Raw genomic sequence first — 13996 nt, 5'->3', positions numbered from 1 at the left:
CCGATCGCCTTTTCGTGGTTCCTGCAATGAGATGAGTAAGGAGAACTAAATAATGCAATTGGACGAGAGTGGTTTAAACTTTAGTGAGATAAGTTTGCTTATGCAAGCCGAGGTCGCAATTGAAGAGCGAAGAGCTAGTTCTCAGTCAGAACCCGACGCCAGTGCGGTGCGAGCACCGTATAAAATTTTGCTGAACGGGTACTGCGGGTCTGGAAACATTGGTGCTGATATACGAACAGGCGAAATTATTCGGCAGCTTTTAGTGCTGTTTCCATCGGATCAAGTCCGTATATTTTACACTTGTTCCCAGCCACTTGATTACGAACCATTCTCTCTGATTGACGTTGAAGAGCGTGAGATGGGGGCAAATGAGTTTCTATCGGACTACGACGGAGTCATTATTGTTGAAGGGTCGGTATTCAAGTCAAACTTTTCAAACGTCATGGCGATTTCATTTATAAGCGCCTTAGCGCTAGCCGCCGCAGAGGGAAAGCTGAGTGTCGCGTACGGTGCAGAAGCTGGGAAAATGTCGGCTGAGGTCAGCGACTTCGCTAAGGTGAATAGTTCGGAGAGTTTAGTGATCGCGCGCAGTCAGCAATCCTTTGATATTGTTTCTAGAGAGCTAGGGTACCGCGCCGTACTGGGTGCTGATACGGCTTGGACGTATCAGCCGTCGTCGCCTGAATTAGGTGGCAGATTATTGAAACAAGCCGGATGGGATGGCCAGGCTAAGGTTGTCTGCATCGCGCCAATAAACCCCTTTTGTTGGCCAGCAAAGCCAGACTTTAAGAAATACGCGGAACTTAAAGAGTCGGGTAAGCATCGAGAGTCTCATTGTCGATCAGTGTTCTTTTACAATGATTCTAAGAAGGCGAAAGCGCGCTATGAGGAGTATTTAACGTCCATCGCTCGTGCGATTAGCCGATACGGTGAAACGTCAACGATTTTTCCGGTATTAATTGGAATGGAGTCGCTTGATCGCAAGGCTTGCCTTGATCTTAAAAAAGAGCTCGGTGTTGATGTGCCTATGTTTGTGAGCTCTGAGTACAGTGCTGACGAAGTTGTCTCTCTATTGCGCGCCGGATCAATGGTAATTAGCTCTCGTTATCATGCATTGGTTACGTCGATGCCCGCAAACGTGCCCGGCATTGGAATCACGATTGATGAGCGCATCACTAATCTAATGTGTGATCGAGGTTGCCCTGAGTTGGTGGTCGATGTTTCAAGTCCCAGTTTGTCGGACGAGCTATTTGCGTTGATGCAAAAAGTATCAAATCGAGACATAGAGCCGCTCGAAGAACTAGACAGCTTTATGGCGCGCCAACTGTCGAGAATTAGCGATATGGGGCGAGCTTTATGTGGTGAGGTTTCCAGTAAACTGCCTTATGTCGATGTACCGGATAAAGATTCTGATATGAAGACCTTTCTGCCGGAGCTCAGTAGCGGGGTTAGGTCCTTTCTGGGGTACACAGAATGAACTTGAGCATTGATAACCCACCGAGTCAGCCTGACGTTGATGAACTCTATTTGTCTACGACTTATCATAATGCCAATACGCTGTGGTGTCGTGCTTTGGTTCAGGCGGCGATTACGACGGGAATGAAGACGGTCGTCAGTATTTGTGGTGGACGATCCACGGCATTGATTTCTATTCTGAGTACACAACCTGGTGTTGATGTGGAAGTGTATAACGATGAAAGAGCCGCTGCGTTCTATGCTCTTGGTCTTGCTAAGGTCACGGGAAAGCCAGTTGGCATCAGTACAACTTCGGGCAGTGCTGTTGCAAACCTAGTGCCTGCGCTGGTAGAAGCCAAAGCGTGCGGCATTCCGCTGATATTACTGACGACAGATCGTCCTAGATCGGTGCGAGACACAGGAGCACCCCAATGCGCCGATCATATGGGGATTTGCAAATCCTTGGTGTGTGCCGCTATTGATTTAGATGACCCACAAGACTCTTTCGAGTCCCTGAAGTCGATGCAGAAAGATGTATTGAATACGTTATCAAAAGGCTTGCCTAGAGGGCCAGTGCATATCAATGTGCCAATGCTGGGAGCAATTACGAGCATGGATCAAGACCCAAATTGGAAGGTGCCTGACTTTTCGATTGATTCCTTAAAGATTAACGCTACGGAGAAGCAAAATTTAGAACCGACACCAGCCACACTTGATTTGAAGGCTCGGCTAAAACACTTACAGTTAAAGCCAAACATGAAAGGTTTGATCGTTGTGGGGCCAGATTCCCCTGTTGCGATAGCGTCGATTATTTCATTGGCAGAAAAATTGAATTACCCGGTCATCGCCGATGCGCCCACGGGGTTACGTCGCCCATCAAAGTTAGATAACTTAATTAGCGATGCAGATTTAATGGTTGTTTCTCCCTCAGCGTTTAGCTTACAACCTGAGGTGTCAATTCGTTTTGGCGAAGCGCCAATTGCCAATATGGTTCAACGGTACCTGCAGAATCAGGCGTGCCCAACAATTTGTTTTTCTAAAGGCTCTCGTACTTCTGATTACTTAAATCGAAATGCGGTAATGCTGGATAGGTTGCACGAAGCGGATATTGACGATTTAATTTCTTTGTTGGGCAGCGGTGATGAGCAATGGTTGAAAAGTTGGTTGTCGTTATCTCAGCAGGTGGCGTTGGCACGTGAAACCTATTTGCTTAATCTTGGATGGAGCGAGTCTAAAGCGGCATCGATTGTGTCGAATGCTCAAGGGTTTGAGTTGTTTCATGTTGCTAACTCGTTGTCTATTCGGCACGTTAACTTACATCTAAAACCCGCAAGCTCAGCTCAAGCAGTGACGGTCAATCGGGGGGCTAGTGGTATCGATGGAACGATAAGTACGTTTTTGGGCGAGCTTTCAGCGTTTAAGGGTAATGGTTTGCTCTTGTTGGGTGACTTGGCAGCTGGGCATGATATAGCCGCTTTACATAATGTCAGTCAAAGTCGGAATGGTGGTGCGATTTGTATTATGAATAATAATGGAGGCGGCATTTTTGACTTACTTAGTTGCAATGAAATGCACGACTATCAACGTTTAGTAAGAAACCCTCTCAACATGAATTTTGAAAAGGTATCCAAGGGTTTTGATGTCCCTTATATCAAATGCTGCAGTCAGGCTGAACTCTTGGCGGCTTTGAGCGATGCGGCCGAGAATCAGCGCTTATGTCTGATTGAAGTGGTTGTGCCTGATGATTCAGCGAAGTCGGATTTATCAAAGCTCTTTGGACTAATAATGAATGGAGTCTATTAACATGATGATGGAATCGTTTCCTACTATTAACGGCATTGACCCTCAGCTTGCAATTCGAACGGCGGATCATATTCGTTCCGAGCTGCGCCCACAACTTCTGAGCGAATTTGCTGTATCGCAGCAAAGCTGTGATGGTGCTAAGCGTCTGGTTGACTTAGAAAACAAGATAGAAGAGCTAGATAAATACGCGTTTGAACTGGATCAGTACTTGGTAAGCTCCGGTGGATTAACGTCTGCTCAACATCAGGACGTGGTGCTTAATGAAAAGCGACGAAACGGGAGTGAGTATATAGAGGCAACCACTGAGCTGTTTTTCTCGGCAGAGTCACTAACTAACGTCCACGGTCCGGTCATGATCTTGTATTTAGCCACCTTGGCGGAAGAAATTTTAAATGTTGGTGAACACATATCTAGCCTGAATCGGGCTTCTTTCAAAAGGCTGGTTGTGCAAAATATGCGATTGCACATTTGTGACTCCAGCGTAGGTTTTACCGATGACGTGGCGCAACTAGAAGCAGGCGCGTCTATTACTGGTAAGTTTAAGACCAACCAAGGACGGACGTTGCTATTTTTTGGAGTGCAATTGGAAGGTCGGCCAGTGACACAACTGGCTAATTTTAACTCGTTTGCAATCAACATATTGCCCGCCGGTTTTGCTTACAAAAAGAGCGGTGACGTCTATCAAATGACATTATCAACGGACATTGACGCGATTCATGTGCCGCAGCATGGTTTTTCAGTTGCGGCAAGCCTAATGACAATTTTGGATATCGTCATAATCATGATGTTTCGTTATCCAAGTGCTGCTAAAACGAACCTTCTATTGAGAATTTCCGAACTGGATTTGATCGCCGACTTGCCGACTGTTTTGTCATCTGGTTTAACTATTGAGGCAATTCCTCGTGAATCGAAAGTGTATCGTATTAATGATGACTTTAATTTGATGCCGGTGGATTATCGGTTTTCGCCTCTAGAGCAAAAATTCAAACGTTTTCACGTTGCAATGGGCAATCAACCCTATTATCGAGTCGTTAACACCTAGGCGATAATATCGGCGTATTTTAACGCCTGTTATCGCTTGCGGCTTTCAATGAGGCTGGGTAGTGAGGTTACTCCGTCGAGCCCTCCGAGGGTAAACCGGCACCTTGTTCAGACGGTTCAAAACCCAGAGAGGAGGCAGATGACTTTAGTAGTGATTCAAGCTTAGATGATCTGAGGTCGTCTCGTTCAGAAGCGTACAAGTCGGCATCATTTGCCAATAATGCAGCCGCACATCCCGAGACCAGTGGGCAAGCCATTGATGTGCCGCTCAGTTGGCCGTAGGCGTTTTCAGGGATTGTGGAAATGGCACCCACACCCGGAGCAATAAAATTAACGCCATTACCAACAGACGTGAATGCCGCGAGGTAATTATCATTATTGGTGCCCCGTTCATCTGTAATATCCAGCGTTGGTTGAGACCCTTTTGGTGTAGTGTCAATTATGCCCATCGCTGATACGCCAATGCAATTGGTATAAGCGGCGGGGTAGCCAAGCTCGCCACCGTAATTATTATTGCCAGCGGCGACCACAAGCGAGCCACAAGACCTCGCATGATCTATCGCTTCTTTGAGCACAGCGTCGTCTTCGTTGACTCCTAAGCTTAAATTTATTATGTCGCAGCCATCCTTAACGGCATCTAAGATTGCGTGGGTGATCGCGTAGCTTGTGGCGTTCTTTTCGCCCTCACCAAACACCCGGTAAGATCGAAGACGAACGCCAGGAGCCGCGCCTAGCACGAGATCATTTGCGCCGACAAGCCCTGCCACGTGTGTGCCATGAGGGTCACCATTGCTACCGTATTGATCGGGTTCTTCTCCTTGCACCGTGTTCATGCCTCCGACTAAGTTTAATCCCGCGTGGTGAGCAACACCAGTGTCCACGACGGCAACGGTAACGGGCGTGTTTAAGTCACATTGATTGTCAGGGTAGGTCGCTTTAACGCAATCGGTAAAACTTGGGTTTACGGGTTTAACTTTAAGAGTTAACTCATCGGATACAGAGACGTTGTCTTGGGATAATCCCCAGTAGGTGGGCAACTCCGGGGGCATCACAATCATTTTTGATATGGTGGGTAGGGTCTTTAACCATAGGACTTGTGTTACGCCAGATGAATTTGTGGTTGCCGGTGGAGCTCCTTTGCTTGAAGCATAGTCGAAATAGGCAATGACAGTCGCGCCTTCTATGGGCTTCCCCGTTTCGGAGTCTTCAACGCGAACGCTTAAGTGAATAAGATCAGTGCTTGAAACGTGGTTGGTGTTCGTGTCACTTGGTGCCACATGATCTGCATTCACTGAGGCTGTGTGGTATTTGCGTACGGGGTAGAGTTTGTAGTGATCGCCGAGGTCTGCATCGGCGTGCTTGAGGCCATCAGCTGCATCCATTTCGATTAGTTTCGGCCCTAATTCAGAGATGGAATGAAGAACACTTATTTTATGGATGTTTCCATCGATGAGTAATCGCGCTTGGCGCTTCTCTTGATTGTGCTCAACGTGAGGTAGGTCGTTCAGCGCTGATCGCTCTTGTTTGCTTTTTGCCAGGGCACCAGATTTGGCCTGTAATATAAACTGTCCTTTGTTAGTCATAATATTCCTTCACTAATTTTGCCTATCTCGCGTTATATCATAAACTTTTACTGGATGTTTGTAAGTTATTTTGGGTAAAAAAATAGCCCGTAAACGGGCTATTTGGGGTAGAACTATATCCTTTGCCGCTATGCTTTAGGAATAATGATCTTTTGCCCTGGAAAGATCTTATCAGGGTCTTGTATGACTTCTTTATTGGCTTCGAATATTTCGGTGTACTTTGCGCCGTTGCCCATTGTTTTGGCCGCAATGCCCCACAGTGTATCGCCGCTCTCGATCGTGTAGTAGTGGTCTTCTTCTACGACCACGGGTTCAGGAGCACTTAGTCCGTCAGCAACTACTTCGCCAACCCCCATTACGTTACCTGCCATTAGCACCGTTTTGGCTTTCGCTTCGGCGGATTCGCATTCACCCGTGAGAGTGCAAGTTTCACCGTCCATTGATACATCAAGATTCGAAACGCCAGGATTGAACGCTTCAATCTCAGTCTTTACTTGCTCAGCGGCATCGGCGTCGCCGATTCCAAATACTTTTTTGCCAATATTTGAAGCAAAATCAAATAATCCCATCGTTACTCCTGCCTGTCTTTCAGGTCTATGTTGATAATCGTTGTCCGTAGAGTGAGGCGGTATTCAGCGGCTTCTGTCTAGCATGCCATCGAATTCTCGCGGCTCAACCATAACCCGAGAAAGATAAAATAGGCAAATTCTAAACTTAAAGCTTTGTTAACTCTTGCAAAGCGATAGCGCAGGCTTGCATCTCGTCTTCAGTGCCAATGCTGATTCTTAAGAATTGATCTAGTCTTGGTTTATCAAAGTATCGGACAATGATTTTCTTCTCTCTAAGGCCCTCGAAAAGGGATCGTGCATTATGTCCCTTATGACTTGCAAATACGAAATTTGCACTTGAATCTAAGACGTTAAACCCGAGCTCCAATAATTTTTTAGTAAATTTCTTGCGCGTTGTTTTTACTTTGAGGCTACATTCTTGAAAGTACTCGATATCCTTAAATGCCGCCTCAGCGCCAGCTAACGCCAGCGCGTCGAGGGCATAAGGGTGAAAGCTGTTCTTTACTCTCTCCAGTCCATCAATTAAGTCTGGGTGAGCCAATGCAAGTCCAACTCTTAAGCCTGCTAGATTGCGAGACTTAGATAATGTTTGTGTCACGAGAAGGTTGTCGTATTCACTAATCAGTTCTACGGCTGTGCGAATATCTCCTTCAGCAAAGTCTATATAAGCCTCGTCTATAACGATGACAGAATCCGGATGCGTGTCCAGTAGCTTTGTAAGCTGGTCTATGTCAAGCCCCAAACCGGTTGGGGCATTTGGATTAGCGAAAATAATGCCGCCATTGTTGGCGGGGAAATCCTTGATGTTGATGGTGAAATCTTTCTGTAGAGGCACCGTCTGATAGTCGATGCCGAATAGATCACAATACACAGGGTAAAAGCTGTAGGTGATATCGGGAAACAGTAAAGGCTTGCTTTTCTTTAATAGGCCCCTGAAAACATGTGCTAGGACTTCATCAGAACTGTTTCCCACGAAAACATTGTCGCTGCTTATGTTGTGATGGGAGTAATATTCGGCGATGGTTTTCTTTAAGTTGAGCGCAGTGGGGTCAGGGTATTTTCGCAAGCCCTCGTTATTTACATTGGATATTGCTTGAATGACCTTGGGCGATGGGCCATACGGGTTTTCGTTGGTATTAAGCTTGATGAGATCTTGTATTTGGGGTTGTTCGCCAGGCGTATACGGCGTAAGTTTACTGACAATGTCGGACCAATAGCGGCTCATGATGATTCTGGGAAGTTTATTGATTCAGCTTGGGTTAATAGTAACACTGGTAAGGTATGTAAAACTTGAGAATTAGTCAGGAGACGAATATGAAAGCACTCATAAAATTAACGACAGTAAAGCAGTCCTTCGGCGTTTTGGTTGCTGCCTTAGTGCTGGCCCCTTCGCCTACATTGGCCCAAGGAAACTACAACAATGGGTATCAAGGGAGCGGTTACGAGCAAGAGCCGTATATCTCTATTTACGAAGATTGCGATTTTCGTGGGGAACGACGAGATGTCTCAGTGGGTGAGTTCCGAAATATGAGTCAATTAGATTTTAGGAACGACAGCATGTCTTCGATCCGAGTGCCTAGAGAATTAGAAGCCATCATTTTTCAACATGATAAGTTTAAAGGTGACTACGCAAGAATAGACCGAAATGTGCGTTGCTTTGATGATTCATGGAATGATGAAGTCAGCTCCCTACGCGTTGAGTACACAAAGAAGCGATTCGATCGAAACGGCGATGGTAATCGTAATAACGGAAGAATTTACGGTGGGAATGATCGAGTTGAAGATCCTCGACCAAGACGGGATCAGACTAGAGACGTGCGCAGAAATTTTAATGACGGAGTGACGGCAAAAACGGTTTCCCAGGTGGTGTTTAACAATCGTGTGCTTCAACGTATAAACCAGACCCAATGGCATATCCAAGGCCGCAGAGGGCTTGCGCAATACAATGTGACCCGAAGAGACGATAGTAATGTCTACTTGCAGAACCAACATACATCGGAAAAGATAAGAATAGACTTGTTCGCCAATGACGTCACCATTGTTAAGCCTCGAGGAGCTCAGCAGCGATTTGCAATTACCAGTCGCAAGGGTCGTGTTGCCGCAACGCCTAGAAGGCAGCAACCGGTCGTAAACCGCGGCCCAAGTCGACGTATCAACAGTAATTGCTTCGACTACCGTGCGTTTACAGCTGGTGGCCAAGGCGGCATCCGTTTTCATGGTAAAGATGGGTTCCATCGTTTTGATAAGAAGGCCACGCAAGGGCGTATTTGCCACAACGGAAGTTTGACGATGGAAATCAATAAAACGAACCCAAACACTAAAGCGATAGTTGAAATTGACGGTCGTAGATTTGTTTTTGCAAAGGGTGAAAAAGAAACTTCTCTAAAGAATAATTGGTATCGTAAAGAAGTAAGGTTGAAAGTAGGAAGATAATCTAGTGTGATGAAACTTGTTTACACAAACGAAGACAGGTTTAAGGTAAACGCCATGCGGTCTTTTTTGGAATCGCATGGCGTACCTTGTTTTGTTAAGAATGAGCAACTGTCTTCGATCATGGGTGAGATACCGTTTTTTGAAACTTGGCCTGAATTGTGGGTCGCTGAAGAAATAGCTCCGAAGGCGACTGAATTGATTACTCAGCTTAAGGAGCCGAACGCTAATCGAGCAGACTGGGTGTGCTCAGAATGCCAGGAAGAAAACCCAGGTACGTTTGATTTCTGTTGGCAATGTGAATGCTCCTATTAGTTGTGCCCTCAGTCCTTGATTTCCGCGTATTTGCCCCTAGATAGAAACCTTCACGCTGTTCATTATTGAGCTCAAGTTGGTAATTACTGAATCAACGTTTTCTAAACATGCCATTTTTACTTCTTTTAGCCTTGTTCATAGGCGTTCCAATCATAGAGCTCAGCCTACTATTTAAGGTGGGTGCGGCAATCGGTGGATTAAAAACCGTGTTATTTGTCATTTTTACTGCAGTCTTGGGTGCCTATTTGGTGAAGCAGCAAGGAATGGCCACTTATATGAAGTTCCAGCAAGAAGCTAATTCAGGACGACTGCCTGCTCAACAAATGCTTGAAGGTATTGCCTTGCTTTTTGCCGGTGCCGTACTATTAACGCCTGGCTTTATCACTGATGCTATAGGTTTTGTTTTGTTAGTTCCGTCGTTTAGACAAGCTATTATCGCAACGTTGATTAGAAATGGTCGTTTTGTTGGGGGTATGCCCGACCCTTCATCAAGTCAAAATAATACTCGAGGCGCTGGTAATCCAAATGTCATTGAAGGTGAATATAGTTCAGGGCAAGAAGAGCAAAAATAAAATCTAACTCAAGTCTTGACTTTATCGTCCTCAGCCCTATTATTAGCACTCCCGTGCGGTGAGTGCTAAAACTCATCTCGTTAATTAAATCCCAATCATTTTTCTATTTTTGGAGGAAAAACGAATGGCTATTCGTCCACTTCATGATCGCGTTCTCGTTCGTCGTAACGAAGAAGAGCAAACTTCTGCTGGCGGCATCATCTTAACTGACTCAGCAAAAGAAAAACCGGTTCAAGGCGAAATTATCGCCGCAGGTAACGGTAAAATATTAGACAGCGGCGACGTACGTGCGCTTGACGTAAAAGTTGGAGACACCGTTCTTTTCGGTAAGTACGCAGGTACTGAAGTAAAGGTTGATGGTGAAGAGCTTCTTGTTATGAGAGAAGACGACATCGTTGGTGTTGTAGAGTAAAACAGTTTGGGTTCTGTTCTGATGAGAAGGCTAGAGTATGTTTAGCCAGTTCAGAACGCGCCTTAGATCATTAAGATCGTAAAGTTAATTGTAAGAATTAAGAGGAATTTGATATGTCAGCAAAAGACGTAAAATTCGGTGATGACGCGCGTACCAAAATTTTAAGCGGCGTAAACATATTGGCGGATGCCGTAAAAGTAACGTTAGGCCCTAAAGGTCGTAACGTTGTTCTAGACAAAGCATTCGGTGCTCCAACCGTAACTAAAGACGGTGTCTCTGTTGCCAAAGAAATCGAGTTGGAAGACAACTTTGAAAACATGGGCGCACAATTGGTTAAAGAAGTAGCTTCTAAAACTAATGACGTCGCTGGAGACGGAACAACAACCGCGACCGTACTTGCTCAAGCAATGGTTCGAGAAGGTTTGAAAGCTGTTGCAGCTGGCATGAACCCAATGGATCTTAAGCGTGGTATCGATAAAGCGGTAGTCGCTGCGGTTGCATCATTGCAAGATCTTTCTAAGCCGTGTGAAGACGCTAAAGAGATCGCTCAAGTGGGTACTGTTTCTGCTAACTCTGACGAGTCAGTAGGTAATATTATTGCTGAAGCAATGGATAAAGTTGGTAAAGAAGGTGTTATTACTGTTGAAGAAGGCCAATCTTTAGAAAACGAACTCGACGTCGTTGAAGGGATGCAGTTTGACCGTGGTTACCTGTCTCCATACTTTGCTAACAAGCAAGACACAATGATTGCGGACTTAGAGAGTCCGATGATTTTGTTGCATGACAAAAAGATTTCAAACATCCGTGACCTATTGCCTACGCTAGAAGCGGTTGCAAAAGCGGGTCGCCCGTTGCTAATCATTGCTGAAGACGTTGAAGGCGAAGCCTTGGCGACATTGGTTGTGAACAACATTCGCGGTATCGTAAAAGTATGTGCCGTTAAAGCACCTGGTTTTGGCGATCGCCGAAAAGCCATGTTGGAAGACATTGCTATCTTAACCGGTGGTCGTGTTATTTCTGAAGAAATTGGTATGAGCCTTGAAGGCGCTACTTTAGAAGACCTTGGTTCAGCTAAGCGTGTTCAAATTTCCAAAGAAAACAGCACAATTATTGATGGAATGGGCGACGCGGCTCAAATCTCTGATCGTGTTAACCAAATTCGAGCTCAAATCGAAGAGTCATCTTCAGATTATGACAAAGAGAAAATGCAGGAGCGTGTTGCTAAGTTAGCAGGCGGAGTGGCGTTGATCAAAGTTGGAGCGGCGACTGAAGTTGAAATGAAAGAGAAGAAAGCTCGTGTAGAAGACGCTCTTCATGCAACTCGTGCAGCGGTTGAAGAAGGCGTAGTACCTGGCGGCGGTGTTGCTCTGGTACGTACGTTAGAAGCGGTTGCTAAAGTGACTGGAGATAACGCAGATCAAGACGCTGGTGTCAAAGCCATCCTAAAAGCAATTGAAGCTCCTTTGCGTCAAATCGTTGATAACGGCGGTGACGATGCTTCTGTGGTGTTGAACGAAGTGCGTAACAATAAGGGCACTTTCGGTTATAACGCCGGCACAGGTGAGTATGGTGACATGATTGAGATGGGTATTTTGGACCCAACGTTGGTTACTCGTACCGCACTACAACATGCAGCATCTATCGCGAGCATGATCATTACAACTGAAGCAATGATCACTGACACTCCTCAAGATGCAGCGGCAGCTCCTGCTATGCCTGATATGGGTGGTATGGGCGGTATGGGCGGCATGATGTAAATGCCTCCTGTAAGACAATGATTTAGTCATTGTCCTGCAAACCATCTTAAAAGCCTCTCAGGTTATTCTTGAGGGGCTTTTTTTGTTTTTTTAGATATTACAATATGCTAAGAAAATGTCATTTGCTAATTTTCGTCAACACAGGTAGTCTAAATATTAGGGGCTCAAAAGTGAAAGAAGGCTAATCTTTTACTGAGTGATGTTGGGAGTTAATTTCGAAAAGTGTTCATTGCAGAACACATTGACTCAGGCATAACTATGACAATTCCTACCCTCCAATATGATCGTCAAACGATCAAGTTAGCGTTTGAACTAAAACGCACTCTGCCTCTTGATGACCAAGCAGATTTCAAAATATCCAACCCCGATTTCGTTTCAAGAGTGAAGGAAATCTATCAAGCAACGACTAAGAAAAAGACAAAAGATCTGGCCGAAGAATTTTTGGGTTTAGTTGGTGAACCTGTTAAAAGTTCTAAATTAGGATTGTTGGCGGCTTATAAAAATTTGGATCTAGGCGCGAGGCTAAATACTCGTCTGACTTCAATCAGTCAGTCAAAGTAGTAAAATATACATTAGAAAGTTTGTTACAAACTCAGGCGAATTAGGACGCTAAAATTTAAAATGCCGCCCAGGCCACATTCAAGATGTGGCCGAGAGCGGCTAAGAGGTTTTGTGCAGCGGAATTACCATCCCAGGCCAAACCCATCATGACCTTACGCCACGCACGGCGTTACTGCGAACAACACACGGCTCCTGCCGATAGCGTCATCCTGATGCTGTGTTGTTGAACAGATTATAGGAAGTACTTCAACGAAAAGAATCACCCTAACGGGTGATTCTTTTCGTTGGAGGTATTGTTTTGTGATTTTTACTAAATGCGCAGGCTCACGTTTAATGGAATTCCAAGCTACATTATTTACCCATGTAGTTAATTTGGAGAATTACCTATTTAAATAGATCACATAGTCACTTAGACTATATCGAATCTATTTTCACTCTAAATTCTCTTTTATGAACAAATTACAACAACTCAAAGGCATGACTACGGTGGTGGCAGACACGGGCGACATCGAGGCCATTAAGCATCATCAGCCAAAAGACGCTACAACCAATCCATCTTTACTATTAAAGGTCGCACAAAACCCTAAGTATGTTTCGCTCTTGGAGGCGGCCATCAATGGCTCAGGAGGGTCTGTTTCGAACGTGCTGGATCAGTTTTCGGTGGAAGTGGGAGCCGCTATATTGCGTCTTATACCTGGCCGGGTATCAACCGAAGTTGATGCTAAGCTTTCCTTCAATACGGCAGCAACGGTAGCTAAGGCTAGAAAGCTAATTGATTTGTATGAGGAGAAAGAAGTAAGTCGAGATCGAGTTTTAATAAAGATAGCTGCAACGTGGGAAGGTATTCAGGCCGCTGAAGCATTAGAGAAAGAAGGCATAAGATGTAATCTGACCTTGCTTTTCAGTCTTGCTCAAGCCGTTGCGTGCGCTGAAGCAGGGGTGTTTTTGATATCCCCGTTTGTAGGAAGGATATTGGATTGGCATAAAAAGGCTGAGCCAAATAAGAGCTATGTTCCAAAAAACGATCCAGGTGTTATTTCGGTGTCAGGGATTTACGACTATTACAAACAGCATGGTTATAAGACGATCGTAATGGGGGCTAGCTTCAGAAGCAAAGGCGAAGTAGAAGCGCTTGCCGGTTGCGATTACTTGACTATTTCTCCTGAACTATTGACTGAACTTACTCAAGATCGTGGCGTGTTGGAACGAGCTCTTGGTTCCAGCGAGTCTTTTCAACCACAGGAAAAGTTGATCTTAGGAGAAGAGCAATTTCGTTGGTTAATGAATGACGACGCGATGGCAACGGAAAAGCTTAGTGAGGGTATTCGTGGGTTCGCGGCGGACCAATTGAGATTAGAGTCGATCATTGCAGAGCGGATCCTATCGCTAGAGAAAGAGTCTGCCTAATGTACGTGTAGGATGTAAAGCAAAGACAACTTGCGCTCCGAAATCATTGGAAGCGCAAGTTAACTGTTTGCAGGAGAGCGAAGTAAGTGGA

At 45.2% G+C, this 13996-nt stretch carries 13 protein-coding genes; 10 read left to right on the top strand and 3 right to left on the bottom strand.

The window, feature by feature from the left end; translation table 11 throughout:
* Positions 1–52: 52 nt before the first annotated feature.
* The 3 genes from ABWW54_RS01625 to ABWW54_RS01615 are packed head-to-tail and all read left to right on the top strand — an operon-like array spanning position 53 to position 4300.
* Positions 53–1477, top strand: a complete 1425-nt coding sequence (locus ABWW54_RS01625) for a polysaccharide pyruvyl transferase family protein (protein ID WP_353409430.1) — start codon at positions 53–55, stop codon at positions 1475–1477.
* Positions 1474–3258 carry a 2-succinyl-5-enolpyruvyl-6-hydroxy-3-cyclohexene-1-carboxylic-acid synthase gene (menD, locus tag ABWW54_RS01620; RefSeq protein ID WP_353409428.1) on the top strand — a complete coding sequence of 595 codons (1785 nt, stop codon included), beginning with the start codon at positions 1474–1476 and terminating at the stop codon, positions 3256–3258. The genes ABWW54_RS01625 and menD overlap by 4 nt, the downstream gene beginning before the upstream one ends.
* On the top strand, positions 3245–4300 hold the full coding sequence (locus tag ABWW54_RS01615; RefSeq protein ID WP_353409426.1) for a hypothetical protein: 1056 nt from the start codon (positions 3245–3247) through the stop codon (positions 4298–4300). The genes menD and ABWW54_RS01615 overlap by 14 nt, the downstream gene beginning before the upstream one ends.
* A gap of 67 nt (positions 4301–4367) precedes the next feature.
* Here ABWW54_RS01615 and ABWW54_RS01610 read toward each other — a convergent pair whose 3' ends face one another.
* The 3 genes from ABWW54_RS01610 to hisC all read right to left on the bottom strand — a co-directional run bounded on the left by ABWW54_RS01610 (position 4368) and on the right by hisC (position 7676).
* The gene (locus ABWW54_RS01610; RefSeq protein ID WP_353409424.1) at positions 4368–5882 is read right to left on the bottom strand and encodes a S8 family peptidase; all 1515 of its coding nucleotides are present in this window, start codon (positions 5880–5882) and stop codon (positions 4368–4370) included.
* 128 nt (positions 5883–6010) lie between these two features.
* Positions 6011–6451, bottom strand: coding sequence for a peptidoglycan-binding protein LysM (gene lysM, locus ABWW54_RS01605; RefSeq protein ID WP_353409422.1), 441 nt, complete (start codon positions 6449–6451; stop codon positions 6011–6013).
* A gap of 145 nt (positions 6452–6596) precedes the next feature.
* Positions 6597–7676 carry a histidinol-phosphate transaminase gene (hisC, locus tag ABWW54_RS01600; RefSeq protein ID WP_353409420.1) on the bottom strand — a complete coding sequence of 360 codons (1080 nt, stop codon included), beginning with the start codon at positions 7674–7676 and terminating at the stop codon, positions 6597–6599.
* A gap of 89 nt (positions 7677–7765) precedes the next feature.
* Here hisC and ABWW54_RS01595 point away from each other — a divergent pair, with 89 nt between their 5' ends.
* The 7 genes from ABWW54_RS01595 to tal all read left to right on the top strand — a co-directional run bounded on the left by ABWW54_RS01595 (position 7766) and on the right by tal (position 13905).
* Positions 7766–8884 (top strand): beta/gamma crystallin family protein, encoded by a 1119-nt coding sequence (locus tag ABWW54_RS01595; protein ID WP_353409418.1) that lies wholly within the window; start codon positions 7766–7768, stop codon positions 8882–8884.
* A 9-nt stretch (positions 8885–8893) separates the two neighbouring features.
* Positions 8894–9196 carry a putative signal transducing protein gene (locus ABWW54_RS01590; RefSeq protein ID WP_353410368.1) on the top strand — a complete coding sequence of 101 codons (303 nt, stop codon included), beginning with the start codon at positions 8894–8896 and terminating at the stop codon, positions 9194–9196.
* Between the two features lie 107 nt (positions 9197–9303).
* On the top strand, positions 9304–9768 hold the full coding sequence (locus ABWW54_RS01585) for an FxsA family protein (protein WP_353409416.1): 465 nt from the start codon (positions 9304–9306) through the stop codon (positions 9766–9768).
* Between the two features lie 124 nt (positions 9769–9892).
* On the top strand, positions 9893–10180 hold the full coding sequence (gene groES, locus ABWW54_RS01580) for a co-chaperone GroES (protein WP_353409414.1): 288 nt from the start codon (positions 9893–9895) through the stop codon (positions 10178–10180).
* A 113-nt stretch (positions 10181–10293) separates the two neighbouring features.
* Positions 10294–11937 carry a chaperonin GroEL gene (gene groL / locus ABWW54_RS01575; RefSeq protein ID WP_353409412.1) on the top strand — a complete coding sequence of 548 codons (1644 nt, stop codon included), beginning with the start codon at positions 10294–10296 and terminating at the stop codon, positions 11935–11937.
* A gap of 258 nt (positions 11938–12195) precedes the next feature.
* Positions 12196–12498: a hypothetical protein gene (locus ABWW54_RS01570; RefSeq protein ID WP_353409410.1), complete on the top strand. Its 303-nt coding sequence runs from the start codon at positions 12196–12198 to the stop codon at positions 12496–12498.
* Between the two features lie 450 nt (positions 12499–12948).
* A complete protein-coding gene (gene tal / locus ABWW54_RS01565; RefSeq protein WP_353409408.1) occupies positions 12949–13905 on the top strand; it encodes a transaldolase in 957 nt (318 codons plus the stop codon).
* Positions 13906–13996 lie beyond the last annotated feature (91 nt).

Source organism: Arenicella sp. 4NH20-0111 (genome assembly GCF_040366405.1).
In the GTDB taxonomy this organism is placed as follows: Bacteria; Pseudomonadota; Gammaproteobacteria; order Arenicellales; family Arenicellaceae; genus Arenicella.
Note: the sequence above shows the minus strand (reverse complement) of the source record. Positions and strands in the feature narration are given on the sequence as shown.

Excerpts from the sequence above, each read along its gene's own strand:
- ABWW54_RS01625 (WP_353409430.1), top strand. The coding sequence starts at position 53 with ATGCAATTGGACGAGAGTGGTTTAAACTTTAGTGAGATAAGTTTGCTT.
- ABWW54_RS01615 (WP_353409426.1), top strand. The coding sequence starts at position 3,245 with ATGGAGTCTATTAACATGATGATGGAATCGTTTCCTACTATTAACGGC.
- hisC (WP_353409420.1), bottom strand. The coding sequence starts at position 7,676 with ATGAGCCGCTATTGGTCCGACATTGTCAGTAAACTTACGCCGTATACG.
- lysM (WP_353409422.1), bottom strand. The coding sequence starts at position 6,451 with ATGGGATTATTTGATTTTGCTTCAAATATTGGCAAAAAAGTATTTGGA.
- ABWW54_RS01590 (WP_353410368.1), top strand. The coding sequence starts at position 8,894 with ATGAAACTTGTTTACACAAACGAAGACAGGTTTAAGGTAAACGCCATG.
- ABWW54_RS01595 (WP_353409418.1), top strand. The coding sequence starts at position 7,766 with ATGAAAGCACTCATAAAATTAACGACAGTAAAGCAGTCCTTCGGCGTT.
- groL (WP_353409412.1), top strand. The coding sequence starts at position 10,294 with ATGTCAGCAAAAGACGTAAAATTCGGTGATGACGCGCGTACCAAAATT.
- ABWW54_RS01570 (WP_353409410.1), top strand. The coding sequence starts at position 12,196 with ATGACAATTCCTACCCTCCAATATGATCGTCAAACGATCAAGTTAGCG.
- ABWW54_RS01610 (WP_353409424.1), bottom strand. The coding sequence starts at position 5,882 with ATGACTAACAAAGGACAGTTTATATTACAGGCCAAATCTGGTGCCCTG.
- ABWW54_RS01585 (WP_353409416.1), top strand. The coding sequence starts at position 9,304 with ATGCCATTTTTACTTCTTTTAGCCTTGTTCATAGGCGTTCCAATCATA.
- groES (WP_353409414.1), top strand. The coding sequence starts at position 9,893 with ATGGCTATTCGTCCACTTCATGATCGCGTTCTCGTTCGTCGTAACGAA.
- menD (WP_353409428.1), top strand. The coding sequence starts at position 1,474 with ATGAACTTGAGCATTGATAACCCACCGAGTCAGCCTGACGTTGATGAA.
- tal (WP_353409408.1), top strand. The coding sequence starts at position 12,949 with ATGAACAAATTACAACAACTCAAAGGCATGACTACGGTGGTGGCAGAC.